The organism is Idiomarina sp. UBA3162, assembly GCF_002364475.1.
GTDB lineage: Bacteria > Pseudomonadota > Gammaproteobacteria > Enterobacterales > Alteromonadaceae > Idiomarina.
The window spans coordinates 1-18,137 of record NZ_DEYI01000026.1; the positions used below are offsets into that span (position 1 = coordinate 1).

Annotated in this window: 15 protein-coding genes and 1 tRNA gene; 11 read left to right on the forward strand and 5 right to left on the reverse strand. The window is 47.0% G+C overall.

The window, feature by feature from the left end; translation table 11 throughout:
* A partial coding sequence (gene pepA / locus B2X00_RS03135) for a leucyl aminopeptidase (protein ID WP_290486080.1) occupies nt 1-1,342 on the reverse strand: 1,342 nt, incomplete at its 3' end.
* Between the two features lie 134 nt (nt 1,343-1,476).
* Between pepA and lptF the strand changes: the two genes are divergently transcribed.
* The gene (gene lptF, locus B2X00_RS03140; RefSeq protein WP_290486091.1) at nt 1,477-2,592 is read left to right on the forward strand and encodes an LPS export ABC transporter permease LptF; all 1,116 of its coding nucleotides are present in this window, start codon (nt 1,477-1,479) and stop codon (nt 2,590-2,592) included.
* Between the two features lie 2 nt (nt 2,593-2,594).
* Nucleotides 2,595-3,662, forward strand: a complete 1,068-nt coding sequence (gene lptG / locus B2X00_RS03145; RefSeq protein WP_290486081.1) for an LPS export ABC transporter permease LptG — start codon at nt 2,595-2,597, stop codon at nt 3,660-3,662.
* Here the strand turns inward: lptG and B2X00_RS03150 are convergent.
* On the reverse strand, nt 3,659-4,168 hold the full coding sequence (locus tag B2X00_RS03150; RefSeq protein ID WP_290486082.1) for an RDD family protein: 510 nt from the start codon (nt 4,166-4,168) through the stop codon (nt 3,659-3,661). The two genes, lptG and B2X00_RS03150, sit on opposite strands and share 4 nt — an antisense overlap.
* Nucleotides 4,169-4,352: 184 nt before the next feature.
* On the opposite strand from B2X00_RS03150, the gene B2X00_RS03155 reads away from it, so the two are divergent.
* Nucleotides 4,353-4,439 (forward strand) — tRNA-Leu (locus tag B2X00_RS03155).
* Between the two features lie 242 nt (nt 4,440-4,681).
* Complete coding sequence (locus B2X00_RS03160) at nt 4,682-5,035, forward strand: hypothetical protein (RefSeq protein WP_290486083.1); 354 nt, start codon at nt 4,682-4,684, stop codon at nt 5,033-5,035.
* Nucleotides 5,036-5,037: 2 nt separating this feature from the next.
* On the opposite strand, the gene katG is transcribed toward B2X00_RS03160, so the two are convergent.
* Nucleotides 5,038-7,230, reverse strand: coding sequence for a catalase/peroxidase HPI (gene katG, locus B2X00_RS03165; RefSeq protein WP_414653668.1), 2,193 nt, complete (start codon nt 7,228-7,230; stop codon nt 5,038-5,040).
* A 298-nt stretch (nt 7,231-7,528) separates the two neighbouring features.
* Here katG and B2X00_RS03170 point away from each other — a divergent pair, with 298 nt between their 5' ends.
* A complete protein-coding gene (locus B2X00_RS03170) occupies nt 7,529-9,574 on the forward strand; it encodes a TonB-dependent receptor (protein WP_290486085.1) in 2,046 nt (681 codons plus the stop codon).
* A 69-nt stretch (nt 9,575-9,643) separates the two neighbouring features.
* Here B2X00_RS03170 and B2X00_RS03175 read toward each other — a convergent pair whose 3' ends face one another.
* Together B2X00_RS03175 and B2X00_RS03180 are read right to left on the reverse strand one after the other, a co-directional pair.
* Nucleotides 9,644-10,231: a CBS domain-containing protein gene (locus B2X00_RS03175; protein WP_071463958.1), complete on the reverse strand. Its 588-nt coding sequence runs from the start codon at nt 10,229-10,231 to the stop codon at nt 9,644-9,646.
* A 45-nt stretch (nt 10,232-10,276) separates the two neighbouring features.
* Entirely contained in the window at nt 10,277-10,606 is a 330-nt protein-coding gene (locus tag B2X00_RS03180) for a hypothetical protein (RefSeq protein ID WP_071463957.1), read from the reverse strand.
* Between the two features lie 137 nt (nt 10,607-10,743).
* Between B2X00_RS03180 and B2X00_RS03185 the strand changes: the two genes are divergently transcribed.
* The 6 genes from B2X00_RS03185 to B2X00_RS03210 form a co-directional block, all read left to right on the forward strand.
* Entirely contained in the window at nt 10,744-11,529 is a 786-nt protein-coding gene (locus tag B2X00_RS03185; protein ID WP_290486086.1) for a PhzF family phenazine biosynthesis protein, read from the forward strand.
* A 165-nt stretch (nt 11,530-11,694) separates the two neighbouring features.
* Nucleotides 11,695-14,238, forward strand: a complete 2,544-nt coding sequence (locus tag B2X00_RS03190) for an acylase (protein ID WP_290486087.1) — start codon at nt 11,695-11,697, stop codon at nt 14,236-14,238.
* Nucleotides 14,239-14,361: 123 nt separating this feature from the next.
* Nucleotides 14,362-16,719 carry a ribonuclease R gene (gene rnr, locus B2X00_RS03195; protein ID WP_290486088.1) on the forward strand — a complete coding sequence of 786 codons (2,358 nt, stop codon included), beginning with the start codon at nt 14,362-14,364 and terminating at the stop codon, nt 16,717-16,719.
* On the forward strand, nt 16,716-17,462 hold the full coding sequence (gene rlmB, locus B2X00_RS03200) for a 23S rRNA (guanosine(2251)-2'-O)-methyltransferase RlmB (protein ID WP_290486089.1): 747 nt from the start codon (nt 16,716-16,718) through the stop codon (nt 17,460-17,462). Before rnr ends, rlmB begins: the two co-directional genes overlap by 4 nt.
* Nucleotides 17,452-17,898 carry a signaling protein gene (locus B2X00_RS03205; RefSeq protein ID WP_290486090.1) on the forward strand — a complete coding sequence of 149 codons (447 nt, stop codon included), beginning with the start codon at nt 17,452-17,454 and terminating at the stop codon, nt 17,896-17,898. The genes rlmB and B2X00_RS03205 overlap by 11 nt, the downstream gene beginning before the upstream one ends.
* A gap of 138 nt (nt 17,899-18,036) precedes the next feature.
* Nucleotides 18,037-18,137, forward strand: a 101-nt coding sequence (locus B2X00_RS03210; RefSeq protein ID WP_414653669.1) for a 30S ribosomal protein S6, incomplete at its 3' end; no start/stop codon positions are given.

An 18,137-nucleotide genomic window follows, 5' to 3' on the forward strand; every position in this document is an offset into this window, starting at 1 on the left:
CAGTAATGGTGCCGGCTTCTTTACCACCAATGTTTTGCATGTCAGCGAAGGGGCTATCCAATTGCGATTGGTATTCGTCCCACAGTGGTAAACGCCATGCTTTATCGCCACTTTGTGACGCCGCATTTAAAATTTCGCTGGCTAATGGGTTGTGCTGACTTAACACTGCTGAGGCGTGTGAACCCAGCGCCACTACGCAAGCGCCGGTTAAAGTCGCCAAGTCGACAACAAGCTCTGGCTCAAAGCGCTCAACATACGTGAGCGTATCGCATAAGACCAATCGGCCCTCAGCATCGGTATTTAGCACTTCAACGGTTTGGCCGCTCATGGTGGTGAGAATGTCACCCGGTCGATACGCTTTACCATCGGGCATATTTTCGCAGCCGGCCATCACACCAATCACGTTAATAGGTAACTGCATTTCAGCCAACGCTTGCATCGCACCAAAGACGCCGGCAGCGCCACCCATATCGTATTTCATTTCGTCCATATTGGCGGACGGTTTAATTGAAATACCCCCTGAGTCAAAGGTCAGTCCCTTACCGACTAATACTATAGGCGCCTGATCGTCAGCGGCTCCTTTATAGTGCATCAGTGTAAGTACTGACTCATGCTCAGAGCCACGACCGACAGCTAGGTATGCATTCATACCGAGCTCCGCCATTTCCTTCTCCTCAACCGTGGTTACTTCCAGTTGAGCATATTTTTCTGCCAAGGCGTGGGCTTGTTCGGCTAAGTAACGCGGTGTACAGATGTTAGGTGGCATATTGGCGACGTCACGACATTTATCCATACCTGCGGCAACGGCTAAACCGTGATTAATTGCTTGCTCACCAATGGTCAACTCTTTACGACTCGGCACATTAAACGTGAGTTTACGTAAAGGGCGGCGCGGTTCTTCTTTTTTGGTTTTTAACTGATTAAAGCTGTAGATGGTTTGGCGTGCAGCCTCCACCGCCATGCGTACTTTCCAGTAAGTGTCACGACCTTTGACATGTAACTCACTCAAGAAACAAACCGCTTCCATTGAGCCCGTCTCGTTCAGTGTATTAATCGTCTTAGCAATAATCTGCTTGTACTGGCGTTCATCAAGCTCGCGCTCCTTACCACAACCGACTAGCAATACACGCTCTGCCAGCACATTAGGGACGTGATGAAGTAAAAGCACCTGGCCGGTCTTGCCTTCTAAGTCGCCTCGTCGTAAAAGGTTGCTAAGATATCCCTCACTGACGTTATCAAGTTGTTCGGCGACACCGGATAACCTCCGTGGTTCGAAGACACCCACAACGATACATGCGGAACGTTGTTTTTCTGGGTTGCCACTTTTTACGCTGAACTCCATGGACTGTGCTCCTATTTCGGTAGGCCGCAAGGACTGCTATAGTTAGCCTAATGAACAAATTTGTTGTTAAAATAACAAGTTTACTTAAAAATCACAGCTATTCCAGTAAAAACCAACGTTATGAGTCGAGCAACGTGCGCATTTTTAAATATTTGATTGCTGAGACATTAAAGTCTCAAATCGCGGTATTGGTTGTACTGATGACGATATTTGTCAGTCAAAAATTTGTTCGCGTACTGTCGGATGCGTCAGAGGGCGATATTCCCAGTTCTATTATTTTTCAGTTGTTATCACTGAACTTACCTGCGTTGCTAGCGCTGATTATCCCTCTGAGTCTTTTTTTGGGGATTTTACTGGCGCATGGTCGTATATACGCAGACAACGAAATGACGGTATTGCATGCCTGTGGTGTTAGTGAGTGGTATGTCACTCGAGTGACATTAGTTGTTGCGGTAATGCTGGCCTTATTGACTGCCGCGTTGACTATGTACGTTGTGCCCTGGTCGTTAGAGCAAGAGCAAAAAATAGAAGATAAAGCGCGCGCTGACAGTGGTTTAACGGCACTTATCCCAGGGCGGTTTCAACAGTCGAGTAATGGCAAAGCGGTCATTTTTATCCAAAGCCAAGATGAACAAGGTGATTTGCAGAATGTATTTGTGGCTCAGCATCAGGCAGAGCAAGGGCGTATTCGATCCGGTAGCGTGGTGGTTTCCACCTCTGGTGAAGTGAACACCGAAAGCTCTGGCTCTCAGTGGTTAGAGCTGCGCGACGGTAAACGCTTTGCAGGCGATGGTGAACATTACCAGTTAATGAGTTTCGAGCAGTATAGGCTACAAATCAAAGAGCAGCCTGTAGACGAACAGTTAAGAGATCTAGAGGCTTATACTGTCAATGAGTTGTGGCAGGAACAATCAAATGCGGCAGCGGCCGAGCTGCAATGGCGTATAGCAATACCTCTGGCGATGCCGTTATTGACGCTTATTGCTGTTCCGTTAAGTCGAGTCAATCCGAGACAAGGTAAATTCGCCCGAATGGCGCCGGCTATTTTAATTTACCTAGGGTATTTTCTTGTTCTCATGGCTGCGAAATCGGCGGTTCGTGACGGTGTTATCCCAACGTATATTGGTCTTTGGTGGATTCACGTTGCATTATTAGTGTTTGGTATTGCGCTATTGAGTCGTGCACGGCCTGTCGGGTTGAAGTTTTGGGCGCACCTGATGTTTTGGCGTCAGCGTAGTCGGGGAGTTTAATAATGTTTAGTATCTTAGACCGCTACATTGGTGCCACTGTTCTTAAAACCTCGCTAATGAGTTTAATCGTACTGACCGGGCTTTCGGGGTTAATACGTTTTGTTGAGCAACTCAAGTCGGTTGGACGAGGGAACTATGAAGTACTAGACGCTGCGCTTTTTGTGTTTTATAGCGTTCCCCGTGATATTGAAGTGTTCTTCCCAATGGCCGCTTTGCTCGGTGGGTTAATTGGTATGGGCGTGCTGGCAAGTAATTCAGAACTGATTGTGATGCAGGCGGCTGGGCGCTCCAAACTGAATATCGCAGGAGCCGTTATGAAAACAGCGATCATTATGATGATTGCTGTGATTGCTATTGGCGAATGGGTGGCGCCGCCGATGGAAGCGAAAGGTCGGCTAATCCGTGCACAAGAAATTTCCGATGGTAGTCTTATCTCCGCTCAACGTGGCGTTTGGGCAAAAGATGGCGATGACTTTATCAATATCTCAGAAGTCGAAGATACCGGACGTTTGAATGGCGTGCTGATTTATGACTTTGACGGAAAGCAACAACTTGAAAAAGTAACTTATGCGCAAACCGCTGTTTATCGCAACGAAGCGTGGCGCTTAAATCAAGTTGTAGAAACTCAGTTGACCGAACAAGAGGTCATTGAAAATCGCTTTGACTCAACGATGTGGCGGCCGAGTTTAACGCCTGATAAATTGGGTGTAGTCACCATCAAACCGGAGTCACTATCCATTACTGGCCTGATAGATTATCTCACCTATTTAAAAGCGAATGAGCAATCAGCGCAGCGTTATGAACTGGCTTTATGGCGTAAGCTGCTTTCACCCATCACGGTGGCGGTCATGTTGTTAGTTGCCTTGTCATTTATATTTGGTCCGCTGCGTGAGACCAGTATGGGGGCTCGTATACTGATGGGCGTGATTACTGGCTTTGCGTTTCATGTGAGTAATGAGATTTTCGGCCCCTTGGCACAGGTTTATCAAGTGCCTGCGGTGCTTGGGGCCTTGTTACCGAGCTTAGTGTTTGCCGGTGCTGCGGTATTTATCATGCAGCGCAAAAGCTAAAGTTCTTTCCAGTAAAAGAGTTGGTTCGCTTCTTTAGAGAGGGTAACCAGCTCTGTTTTCGCTGCATAGTCATGCCAGGCTCGGCGGTTTTTGAAGTCGACTAATACCCACAAATGACCTAAGCCAAAACAACAGGTTAATAATCGCAGGGCGACTTGTTTATGAGTCAAACGCGAGCCATCACGTTGCTGCAGCTTTAAACGCCAAGCGCGCATACCCACCGTCTGACCGGAAGTTTTCCAGAAATAACCGAAGAATAGCGCCAGCACTGCTAATAAAAACAGACTGAGCCAAGGACCTTGGTCGATAAATTCTGCGTGATCCATTCCTTCTGGTAAGACGACCCAGTTAAGGCTGGTAGCTATTGCTGCAGCTCCCAATGCCAAGCCCGTGGCGAGCATGATCATTGCACAAGCGACTAAAAAGTCATAAATCCAAGCCGCCAAACGACGTAAAAAATTTGCTGAAGGAAAACTAGCATGCAACTTTTGAGCTTCTGTAGGCATAATTTTATCCGTAACTACCTGATGAGCACAGCAGTTTACCATGACCCGAACGCGGGCGCAGTAGGGCGGTTCGGTTAAGGAATGAGCAAACGAACACAAATCGGAAAAAATTCTGCATTATTTGCTTGATTAGAACAATGTCACGGGTATAATCCCACCCGTCGACCAAGACAACCTATCTTATGCCGAGGTGGCGGAATTGGTAGACGCAGTGGATTCAAAATCCACCGCTGGTAACAGCGTGGGGGTTCAAGTCCCCCCCTCGGCACCAAGTTTCTACGCGCTAATTCTGGAACTTCTTCAGGCAATTCTTTTGGAGCGAAATAAGTTTCACTCAAGAACACTCGCCGCCAACCATCATCTTTGAAATTATGAATTAAAACAGGTATGCGCAAACTGTAGCGGTATTTAGACTTTCTTAATTAAATATTCCAGTCTTGCTTGTATTTTCTAGTGTTGAAAAATTAATCTGTTGCTATACTCTTAATCATATTACTTAAGTGAGAGTTAGTTATGGCATATGTAAAAGAACTAGCCGCAGGTTTTGTTGTACTACTTTGCAGCGGATGCTCGACGACATCCGATTCACCGAATTATTTCAAGGCAGCCGTTTTAACGGGCTTGTCCCAAACAATTGAACGTCAGCAATATGAAGATAACCTTATGGCCAATCCACGCAGTTCCGACTTCAGTGGTGAAGCAGTCTCTGCAGGTGTCGAAGCATTTTCATTTTGCATGTTGTTTAGTTGCGACGAGGATAACTACCAGTTAAAAGAAGTACCGACCGATCGTGATGAGCATCGTATTAAATTTATAGAGCTCAATCCTAACGACCGATCGGTATTAGAGTTAGAAGAGTTTAAATAGGCTTACGACTTTTTCAGATCGAAGCGATCAAGTTGCATCACTTTAACCCATGCATTGATAAAGTCGTCGACGAACTTTTCTTTCGAATCGTCAAGCGCATAGATCTCAGCAACAGCGCGCAACTCTGAATTTGAACCAAAGATCAGATCGACCGTGGTAGCCGTGTAGTTTTCTTCACCAGAAGTACGGTCACGACCAATATACAGTGATTCGTCGTCTTTTGATGGCTCCCATTGGGTATCCATACTTAACAAGTTAACGAAGAAGTCGTTGTTGAGCGTGCCAGGGTTATCCGTGAACACACCGTGATCAGTATCTTTATAGTTAGCACCTAAGCTACGTAAGCCGCCGAGTAACACCGTCATTTCTGGCACAGTTAAGTCAAGGGTATCGGCTTTATCAACCATCATTTGAGCTGGGTTCAAACGGCTTTCTTTACTGTAATAATTACGGAAAGCGTCTGCCGTGGGTTCCAAGAACGCAAACGACTGAACGTCAGTCATTTCTTGCGTCGCATCTGCGCGTCCAGCAACAAACGGAACTGTTACGTCATGTCCAGCATCTGCAGCGGCTTTCTCGATGGCAGCAGCGCCCGCTAGTACGATGGTATCTGCTAGAGATACTTGCTTATTACCAGAGAGCGATTTATTGAACTCAGTGCGAATGGTCTTAAGTTCATTAAGTACTCGTTTGAGCTCCTCAGGGTTATTCGCTTCCCAATTGATCTGTGGCTCTAATGCAATACGTGCACCATTAGCACCACCGCGCATATCTGTGGCACGGAAGCTTGAAGCCGCTGCCCAAGCAGTGCGAACAAGTTCTTGTACCGTCAAATCGCTTGTTAGAATCTGCTCTTTTAGCTCGGCGATTTCGCTGTCATTAATCAACGTGTAATTGATCTCAGGGATTGGATCTTGCCAAATCAAATCATCTTTAGGTGCTAAGTCGCCTAAATAACGCGCTTTAGGTCCCATATCGCGGTGAGTTAACTTAAACCACGCTTTAGCAAAGGCGAGCTCAAACTCCTCGGGGTTTTCCTGAAAACGTTTTGCTATTTTGCGGTACTCAGGGTCAAACTTAAGCGAAAGATCCGTGGTGAACATAATAGGTGCATGACGTTTACCCTCGACATGAGCGTCGGGCACCATGTTAGCACCTTGGCCATCTTTCGGGATCCACTGAATAGCACCCGCTGGGCTGCGCGTTTGTTCCCACTCAAAGCCGAACAGGTTATCAAGGTATTGGGTGGTCCATGCGGTCGGATTTACCGACCAAGCCCCCTCTAGACCACTGGTAATGGTATCTTCGGCATTACCTTTGCCACACGTGTTCTTCCAACCAAGGCCTTGTTGCTCTACTGGCGCCGCAGCGGGTTCAGCGCCTAGGCATTCTTCTGGTTTGTGCGCACCATGCGCTTTACCAAAGGTGTGGCCGCCAGCGATTAACGCCACGGTTTCTTCATCGTTCATCGCCATACGACCAAAGGTGTCGCGGATATCTTTAGCCGCAAGAAGTGGATCGGGCTTTCCATTAGGACCTTCGGGGTTAACGTAAATCAAGCCCATTTGGACAGCAGCTAATGGATTATCGAGTTTGCGATCACCTTTGTAGCGCTTATCGCCTAACCATTCTGTTTCAGGTCCCCAATACACAATATCGGGCTCCCAAGCATCCTCACGACCGCCCGCGAAACCATAGGTTTTAAACCCCATCGACTCGAGAGCGACGTTGCCGGTCAGCACCATGAGGTCAGCCCAGGAAATATTGCGACCGTATTTTTGTTTCACTGGCCACAGCAAGCGACGTGCTTTGTCTAAGCTCACGTTATCTGGCCAACTGTTTAATGGTTCAAAGCGTTGTTGTGCCCCGGCCGCACCGCCACGTCCATCCTGTACTCGGTAAGTTCCCGCGCCGTGCCACGCCATACGAATAAAAAATGGGCCATAATGTCCGTAGTCGGCAGGCCACCAATCTTGGTCTGACGTCATTAAAGCTTCGATATCCTTTTTAACCGCTTCTAAATCGAGCGATTTAAAGGCTTCGGCGTAATCAAAGTCTGCGTCTAATGGGTTTGATTCAGGACTGTGTTGGCGAAGAGGTTCTAAGTTAAGTTTGTTCGGCCACCAGAAACTGTTTTCTTTTGTCTGCTCAGTTTGCTGCATACTGTTGTGGTAGTCATGACCCTGCTGAGCCATTGCTTGACCTGATAGTGTCAGCGTTACCGCAGCCGACAAAATTGAGATAGTAAAATGTTTTGTGATTTTCATTTTGTTAACCTCGTGTTAATTAATGGGCATTCATCGAGAGGTAATATAGACTAGTTTTATGAATTTATCCTGTGGTTATATATTCTAAAAAACGATTAAGATAATCGTTTAATCAGTGCGTTTAATTCTTTAGACGCATGAACAAGTTGATTTCTCTCAGCGCGTGTGTATTCCCATTCAATATTTAGTATGCTGATTAAATTATTTAATTTGTTATGAGGTTCTTGTGGTCAAATTTCGACGTTCTGTATTGGTGGGCGCTTTAGTCAGCGCACTCCCCATCCTGAATGCACAGGCGCACGATGGGATTGAGCGTATTTTAGTCTCTGGACATCAAGCCAATTTATTGGGGCAGTCGATGTCGGCTTCCGAGGGGGTCTTGGGGCAGCCCGAAATTGAAATTCGTCCGATGCTACGAACAGGCGAACTGATGGAGCTTATACCCGGCATGAGTGCGACTCAGCACAGCGGCAGTGGTAAAGCCAACCAATACTTTTTGCGTGGCTTTAATTTAGATCACGGTACTGACTTTGCTACCTATGTTGATGGCATGCCGGTTAATATGCGTAGCCACGGGCATGGCCAGGGTTACACGGATATTAACTTTTTAATCCCCGAAATTATTGCGCAAGTGACTTATCAAAAGGGCACTTATTACGGTGATGTCGGTGATTTTTCGGGGGCAGGGAGCGTAGGGTTTAGTACACAAATGACCCGGCGTAATGGTATCGCTTCAGTGACCCTAGGTGAGGATAATTACCAACGTGCGCTAATAGCTGACAGCGTCAATTCGGGAAGCCGGAATGCAACCTTGTATGCATTTGAGTATCAAACTTACGATGGACCGTGGTCAGATATCGACGAAGATGTTGATAAGCTTAACGGTGTTTTGAGACATAGCATTCGCCTAGATGACGGTGTGCTAACACTCGGAGCCATGGGCTACCACAATGAGTGGAATAGTGCTGACCAAATTCCTGCTCGTGCAGTGCAGTCGGGTTTAATTGATGAACTGGGTTCGATCGATCCCACACTCGGCGGTAAAACACATCGGTACAGCCTCAACGCTATTTATACAACAGCCGACTACGCGTTAAGTGCGTACGCCATCGACTATGGCTTGTCGCTCTTTTCTAACTTTACATACTACCTTGATGACCCCGTCAATGGCGATCAATTTGAGCAGGTCGATGACCGGATGATTTATGGAGCCTCAGGTAGTTGGCATATTAATAATAATTTCACGGTTGGGTTTGATACACGTTATGACGATATCGGCGAAGTGGGGTTGTATAAAAGCGAAGCACGCGCGCGTATCGGTGCAGTGCGCAGTGACCGTGTTGATCAATGGAGCGTTGGCTCGTATGTGACGCATGATTATCAATGGACAGGACGTTTGCGTAGTACTGTGTCTCTGCGTTACGACTACTTTGATTTTGACGTGGCGAGCCGACTCCAACAAAACATTTACGACGTGACATTGAAGCACAACAACGGACAGGAATCTGATGCCTTGTGGTCATTAAAAGGCAGCCTTAATTATCTGCTACTTGATGATATGGAAGTGTATCTTTCAGCGGGTCAAGGCTTCCACTCGAACGATGCGCGTGGCACGGTAACGCGCATCGATCCTAATTCAGGCGAGCGTGTTGATCCCGTTGATCCGTTAGTAAGAGCATTAGGTTACGAGGTCGGCATGCGTTGGCGGCCAAGTAACCAGTTTAATAGCTCAGTTGCACTGTGGGCGCTTGAGCAGGACAGTGAACTACTATTTGTAGGTGATGCGGGTAATACTGAAGCGAGTCGCCCCTCATTCCGCCATGGTATCGAATTAGCCGCGTATTATAATGTCAATGACAACCTGAGTTTTGATCTTGAATACGCCTACACTGATGCTGAGTTTGATGATGCCCTTGCTGATAAATATATCCCAGGAGCGGTTGAGGATATTTTACAACTTGGCGCAACACATCGTTTTGGTGATAATTGGCTATCGACTTTACGCGTGCGCTACATTGGCGAGCGCCCTTTGACAGAGGATAACAGCGTACGCTCGGATAGCTCGACTGTAGTCAACTTTTTGCTTGCTAAGCAATGGAAGAATTGGTCGGCACAGGTTCAGGTACTCAATCTATTAGACAGTAATGATCATGATATCGACTATTACTATGCCTCGCGTCTTCAAGGCGAGCCAACAGCCAGCGTTGAGGATTTACATTATCATGTCATGGAACCCAGAACGGTAAGATTCGAACTGAGTTACACCTTTTAAGTGTGACAGACTTGTATAAGTATGGGAAAAAAGTAAGGCGGCAAGGCCGCCTTACTTTTTTAACTATGATTAATCATTGAGATGTGAATGATTCACAGCTGAAATGATTTCGGCAAAAGTGGATGCTGAGTGATAGATATTCACAGACTCTCCGGTAACCTGTGCAATCCGCAATGATGACACGACGCCACGAATCGAGCCTGCTTCGAATACCAATAAAAAGTCTCGGCCTGCTGATTTGAGTGTTGCCGCGGTGTCGCCGATACGGGCTTTCTGCAACTGTTTATACTCAACTTGTGGCAACTCATCGAGCTTTCTCATCAAGTCACCGACAGTAAGGTCTGCCCAGGGCAACTGAGTAGACTGACTAACTTGCATCGCATGACGGCTATGAAACTCGCGCAGCGCAACCAAGCCAACAATTTGCTCGTTGCTGTTAACGACACAAGCGTAACGAACCTTCGCGGAGTTCATTAGTTGCTCGGCGCGGTCAAGACTGGTGTTTGACCGTAAAAGTAAAGGATCATGACGCTCGAAGTCGTCGAATACATGTAGGGCATTGGCATGCCAGTCACAGTTAAACGGGTCGCGAGCTTGCGAAGAGAGTGATACGGCATCACCATGAGATACTGATTTAAGTGATTTAAACTCAGTCATAACGTACTCCTTAATTCCAAAAAAATAGTTGTAAATACAGCGGAATTAAAGCGTTTTAGGTGGTGCCCTGAGTTGGGGGCGAATGAACTCCACCTCGGCAACATACCGAATGATGGATTGAACTCGTTCATCAGCTAGTGAAACAGAGGGGGTAAAGCTCTGGCTTGTAATAGTGGGCGAATGATCAGATTGCTCCGAACCGATATCGTTCGCGCCAGAGGTTTGAATAATGCCTTGGCAGTGTTCGGCGTGATATACCGACAACTCATGATTGGATGAGACACTCTGAACACTGTGCGCACTTAAAGACGCCATCGCGGGTTGCGCGAGTAGCGTTATCGTGACAACAAGTAGAGCAAAAAATTTCCGATACATCTTAGCGTTCAGCTCTCAACTAATTTAACTTACAACTTATGCAAACAATATCGATTCAGTTAAGCGACTATTAAATCAATAATGCTCACACTGATAGGTTTATACCTATTTAGAGGAAAACACAAGGAATTAGTTCAATGCAACTTTCTTTATATCAAGTTGATGCCTTTACAGAAACCGTCTTTGGTGGTAACCCCGCGGCGGTGGTGCCGCTACTAGATCAGCGATTACCCGATAAAGAACTTCAGAGCATAGCAGAAGAGAATAACCTGTCGGAAACCGCATTTCTCTTATCAACATTAGGGCATGACGAATTTGATTTACGTTGGTTTACGCCGGCTGCTGAGGTTGACCTGTGTGGGCATGCGACGTTAGCCGCCGCGTTTGTGGTATTTAATCACCTGCGTCCGGATATTTCGGAAGTACGTTTTAACACGCGGAGCGGCACTTTAACCGTTACTCAAACTTCATCTGGAATGATGATGGACTTTCCTGCTACGCAACCCCAGTCCATTGCAACAGATCCTGTTGTTAGCCTCGGCCTAGGCTGCGAACCGCAAGAGTTACTACTTGGCTTTGACCATATTGCGGTGTTGGAGAGTGTCGAACAGGTGCGTGCTTTATCACCCGATTATAACGAATTAAAGAAGCTTGATTCTCGTGGTGTGGTCGTCACCGCGGCTGATGGAGACGGTTTCGTGAGTCGATGCTTTTTTCCAAAGTTAAACGTTAATGAGGATCCGGTAACAGGTTCCGCTCACTGCCAACTCGCGCCACTTTGGAGTGGTCGCTTGCAAAAATCTTGCGTAACGGGAAGACAGTTATCAGCTCGCGGTGGACGTATTATCTGTGAGGTTGAGGGTGATCGCGTGAAGCTTTTTGGACAGGCCGTTGAATATTTGCGAGGAACGATCACGATTTAGTGGTTGGACCATGCTTAAATAACACGTTATAACAGAGGGTATACATTAAGCATGTATTTTACATTAGTTTAAAAAATGTGCTGATGATTTAGACTAATCACATGCGAATAAAGCAGTCTCGCTAATGTGGCAATAACAATAACTTAAATTCACAAGGAAAGCGCGATGAGAACCTATAAAACCTCACTGCTCTACCGAGCTATGCTAATTGCGGGCGTGGTCGCACTGGGCGGTTGTAACTTTAGTAATGAAGTTGCTGAGTACCAAGCTCCCGAGCCACCACCCGAGCCCGATTATAGTAGCCCACTACCTGATCAAGAGCCGTTATCTACGTTCGACGACGATGATGAGCTCAGCGCAGATATTCGTTGGACTACCTACGGTGTTCCTTACGTCAAAGCGGACAACTTAGAAAGTTTAGGTTTTGGTGTGGGTTTTGCGTTTGCTAAAGACAATATTTGTATTTTAGCTGACCAAATCGTGAAGTTTAATTCACAACGGTCAATGTACTTTGGACCGCACAATCCAATTGGTTCAAGTAACAATCAAAACTTGATTGACGATTTTGGATTTCTTGCGCTAGGAATCCGCCAAAATGCAGAGCAAGGGTTCGATACACTCAGTGAAGAGTCACAAGCTCTGCTCACCGGTTACGCCGCGGGCTATAACCAGTACCTCAGTGAAACAGGGGTAAATAACATCGACCCAACGTGTGCTGGGCAACCTTTTGTACAAGAGATTACGCCAGTTGATTTGCTTACTTATGCTCAGGGGGTCGCGTTACTACCGGGTGCGAGCAACTTTACTGGGGCTGTTTTTGTGGCAGCGCCACCTAATGAAAACTATATGCCACAACCTGTCGCTGCAAATCAGCAAGCGATGACGTTGGACCCTGTTCACATTGAAATGCCAGAGCCAAACCCAACTGAAATGGGATCAAATGGCTGGGCGATCGGGTCGGAATTATCGGCAACCGGTCACGGCATGGTATTGGCGAACCCGCACTTTCCACATACTGGCAATCAGCGGTTTTGGCAGTTTGGAACGGAAATTCCTGGTGAGCTAAAAGTGGTAGGTGGCTCGCTATCAGGTATGCCCGGTATCGTAAACATCGGCTTTAATGATCATGTTGCGTGGACACACACGTTCTCCACTGCGAATCGCTTCGTTGTTCATCAGTTGGCGTTGGATCCAGAGGATGAAACAGGCACTCATTACATGGTTGATGGTGAGTCTGTCCCTATGACGACAAAAACGCACCAAATCCAAGTGAACACGGGGAGCGGTTTAATTACGCTGGAAAAAACCAGTTATCACAGTGAGTTTGGTACCATTATTAAAGTACCTAATTCGCCGTTGACGTGGGGCACAGACCCTTACGGAAAGGACGTCGCCTACGCCATTTATGATGCCAACCTACCGAACTTTGAGATTTTTGATCATTGGTTGGCAATGAATCGAGCACGTAATATCGAGGAATATCGTCAATCGTTTGTCGATTACACCGGTACGGTATTCAACAACGCCATGGCAGCCGATGAAGATGGCGACGTGTTCTTTACGGACGGCTCGTCTGTTCCTAACTTAAGTGATGAGACCATTGCGCAATGGCAAGGGAATGCTGTGTTACAAGGGATCAGTTCGTCTGCGGGCTTCCCTGTGGTGCCAGGCACCTCAGCAAGTCACAAAGCCGATGGCAAGATGCCATTTAGTAAAGCGCCACAATTATTGCGCAACGACTTTGTACAAAACTCGAATGATAGCTTCTGGCTAACTAACCCGAACAACCCAATTGAAAACGTATCGCCGCTATGGGGACCGATTGGTAATCAACAGTCTTTGCGCTCGCGCTTAGGGCAAAAGATGTTGGCTGAAGGTGGTTCGGTTGATGGACTATTTAGTCGTGAAGATATTGCCAACAAACTGTTAAGTAACCGTGGCTTCTTGGCTGAGGCAATCCTGGATGACCTTGTAGCACTGTGTACGGCACAAGGTGAAAGCCCCGTTAATACGGCCGCTGGCGCTATGAGTGTTAAGCCGGGTTGTGATGTTCTTGCACAATGGGATGGCACAATGAATAAAGAAAGTGTCGGCGCGGTGTTGTTCCGAGAGTTTGCCTCGGAATGGTCGCGCAATCCGCAGTGGCAAGTGCCTTATGATGCCTCGCAACCGCTGACAACCCCCAGCGGTTTGAAGAAATCAACAGCGGCCTTGACGCTATTGGGCAATGCTATGGCGCGTATTCAGTCGGTGGGTCTATCGATCGATGCACCGTTAGGTGAGGTTCAATTTGTTGAGCGTGCACTGCCTAACGGAACGCCAAGTGGTAACCGTTTGCCTTGGGCGGGGGCTAATAACATTGAAGGTGGTTTCAACGTGTTCCGCGCGAATACAGGCTCAGATGGTACGATTTATCCACGCTTGATTTATCCTCAGGCGGAAGGCTCAAACCTCGCTGCGAACGGCGCAGGGTATCATATTAGCTATGGTTCGAGCTGGATGTTCACCATGGAGTTCACAGAGGATGGTCCGCAGGCTCAGGGTTTATTGAGTTATTCCCAGTCGCGCAATATTTTATCGGATCATTATCTCGATCAGACTCAGCTGTACTCACAGGAGCCACAGTTGCGCCCGATTTGGTTTGATGATGCCGATATTGATGACAACGTCATCGAAGAGCGCACCATCACTCAGTCGCAGGCAAATTAAAGTGACATCGCAAGACCCCAGCTTCGGCTGGGGTTTCTTTTTTCTGTCACTGACAATATCGCTTATAAAGCGTATACTGCATGCATAGTAGCCGATATTTACTTTCAACTTAAAAGAGATCTTATGTCAGAAACAGATTCGAACGACCAACACACCCCAACCTATGAGGTTGAAATACCAAGCAGGGAAGAGTTGCTTGAGTTGGTACAGAAGCAGTCAAAGCCTGTTTCTTTTGATGAATTTGTAAGTTATTTCAAGCTCGATGATGAACGCCAACAAGTGGGCATCAAACGACGCCTGCGGGCGATGGAGCGTGACGGTCAGCTAGTATATACCAAGGCCAATAGCTACGGATTACCGGATCGCATGCAATTGATCAAAGGGCGCATCATCGGTCACCGCGAAGGCTTTGGTTTTTGTCAGCCTGAAGAAGGTGGCGGTGATATCTTTATTCCTCATCACCAAATGTACTCGGTACTCCATGGTGATGTGGTGCTGGTTAAAGTGTCAGGCCAAGATCGCAAAGGCAAGCGCGAAGGTCGTGTGGTACGAGTAATCGAACAACGTGACAACAATATTGTTGGTCGCTACTTTGTCGATCATGACATGGGCATTGTAGTGCCCGACGACAGCCGTATCAATCAAGACATCCTGATCCCCCCGCAGGCAAATGCGGGTGCACGTCATGGTCAGTTGGTGGTGGTTAAAATTACGCGACGGCCAAATAAACGCACCAGTCCGATTGGTGAAATTACTGAAATTCTAGGCGATCATATGGCGCCAGGAATGGAAATTGAAGTCGCTATTCGTGAGCATGATATTCCTAACGAATGGCCTGAAGGGTTAGATCAAGAACTCAGTAAAATAGCTGATGAAGTACCCAAGCAAGCGTACGAAGGCCGAGTCGATTTACGCGACTTGCCACTGATTACTATTGATGGTGAAGACTCGCGCGATTTTGATGATGCTGTGTTAGCAATGCCCGAAGATGGCGGCTGGCGCTTATGGGTTGCCATTGCTGACGTATCTTACTACGTGAAGCCGAATACGGTGCTCGATCAAGAAGCTTGGAACCGAGGGAACTCGGTTTACTTTCCTAATAATGTGATTCCGATGCTACCGGAAAAGCTATCTAACGGTTTGTGTTCGCTCAATCCTAATGTCGATCGACTGTGTATGGTTGCAGAAATCGACGTAGGACCGCGCGGCAAGTTGAAGTCATCGCGTTTTTATCCGGCCGTGATGAATAGCCACGCGCGTCTCACCTACACTAAGGTCAAGCAAATTTTAGAGGGTGATGTTGAACTACGTGAGCAATACAAAGATGTATTGGGCAATATTGAATCATTGCACAGTTTATATAAGGCGCTAGCTTCCGTGCGCAAAAAGCGTTCTGCAATCGAGTTTGATACTCAAGAAGTGCGTTTCATATTCAACGCGCAACGCAAAATTGAACGGATTGAGCCCGTCAAACGCAATGTGGCGCACAAAATTATCGAAGAATGCATGATCGCCGCCAATGTGGCAGCCGCTAAGTTGGTTGAGTCTGACGATGATATTAATGCGTTATTCCGAGTCCATGAGCCGCCGGCCGACGAACGTTTAACTAATTTTCGCAGTTTCTTAGGTGAGTTAGGACTTGAATTGGGTGGTGGTGAAGAACCTACGCCAACGGACTTTGGTAAATTATTGTCGGAAGTCGAAGAGCGACCCGATCGAGAGCTTATCGAGACAATGTTGTTGCGTTCTATGCAACAGGCGGTTTACCAGCCCGATAACGTTGGCCACTTTGGCTTAGCGTTGAAATCTTATTCACACTTTACCTCCCCGATAAGGCGCTATCCTGACTTGATTTTGCATCGTGCGATAAAAGCTATTTTGAAGCGCCGGGGTGAATACAAAGGCGCGCTAACAGGAGCATGGTCATATGATGACACCGGTCTTGATGACTTGGGTGTACATTGCAGCCATACCGAACGACGTGCTGATGATGCGACGCGACAAGTTGATGAGTGGTTAAAATGTGAATTTATGCAAGATCACATTGGCTCAAGTTTCTCGGGTGTTATCGCCGCAGTGACAAATTTTGGTTTATTTGTGCGGCTTGATGAGTATCAAATCGATGGGCTCGTGCATATTAGTAATTTAGGCGACGATTACTATCAGTTTGATAATACCAAAAATATGCTGATTGGCGAAAATAGCCACCGCGTGTTTAGGTTAGGCGATAAAGTGGATGTGCGGGTTAAACAAGTCAATTTGGATGACCGTAAGATTGACCTTGAGTTGTTAAGTGCCGAGAGCCCTTCTGGCAAATCGCGTATGCCAAAAGGTCATAAAGGTCAGCAACGTAACTCGAAAAAGGGTGATAAAAATAACCGTGGCAAACGCTCCAATAAGCGCAAGTCGTCAAACAAAAAGCCGTCAGGTCAAAAAAATAGCCGCGGTCAAGCAAGCAGTAAAGGACGTAATAAGTCATGAGTCAAAAGGTTACAGTGTTTGGGTTGCATGCCGTTCGTTCCGTGCTTACGCAGCACCCGGAGCGACTCATTGAGCTATTTGTTTCTCGCGAACGACAAGATGCTTCCGTAGCGGAGGTCATCGGTCAAGCCGAGGCCATCGGCATTCGCCCACAATGGATTCCAAAGCAAGCGTTGGATAAACGCGCAGAGTTTGGTAACCATCAAGGGGTCGTTGCGACAATAAAAGCCACACCACCATTGAACGAGAATGACTTTTCGAGCTTGATAGAAAAAGCGGGAGGGCAGCCGTTATTCTTAGTCTTGGATAATGTCACTGATCCACATAATTTAGGTGCATGCATGCGTACTGCAGATGCTGCTGGCGCGACTGCTGTCGTCGTACCTAAGGATAAGTCGGCACAGATTACACCGACGGTTAGGAAAGTGGCTTGTGGCGCAGTCGACAACATTCCGTTGGTGGTTGTAACAAATCTGGCGCGTGCGCTACGTACGTTGCAAGAGCTCAATGTGTGGGTGATTGGTACAGCCGGTGAAGCCGAAAAGTCACTTTATCAGATAGACTTTAAAGGCCCTGTGGCGTTGGTCATGGGTGCTGAAGGTAAAGGTATGCGTCGTTTAACACGCGAAACCTGTGACGAGCTGGCATCTATTCCACTGGATGGTTCGGTAAGTAGCTTAAATGTCTCTGTTGCCAGTGGTGTTTGTCTTTTTGAAGCGGTGAGACAACGCAATGCCGATTAGTCGTCGTTTACTGCCTATTATTATTGCCTTGGCTCTTATCGGGTTACTTTTCCTTAGTTGGACGCCAAACTGGAATGAAACCACCTTCGTGCGCTCGACCAAGCCTTATGTCAGCATTAATTATGAATCGAAAACTGATGAAACAGTTGTAAATCAGGTTATTGAAGATTTGCGTAATCGGTTCGATGTGCGTCATGAATGGCACATCGAATCGCTCGAGAATGCTGAATACGCTATCCGTATCGAAGTGGCTAAAGTAGATGACTCGCTGACCTTGCAAGCCGATATTAGTCAATCGGGTAGCCCGCTTGATAGAGTTCTCGTGCGGGGCCCTGAAGGCGTAAAAACTGAGTTAGCAGGACGCTTAGTATCGTTGGTTACCGACGAAGTGAGCGCTGCCCATCAAGCCTCTCATCCTGAAGCGAGCGATTATTAATCATTGCACTTTGCATGAAATTTAGTTAAACTCGCGCGGCTCAAATCAGCCGTTTTATCTTTTTATTTAGAGTATTCCTTGCTTCTATGTCAGTTTGGCTGAACTGAACAGAGGCTACTGAACCAAAAGGAAACAGTAATGCGTCATTACGAAATCGTATTTATGGTCCATCCAGACCAAAGCGAGCAAGTACCTGGCATGATCGAGCGCTACAGCGAAACGATCAAGCAAGGTGGTGG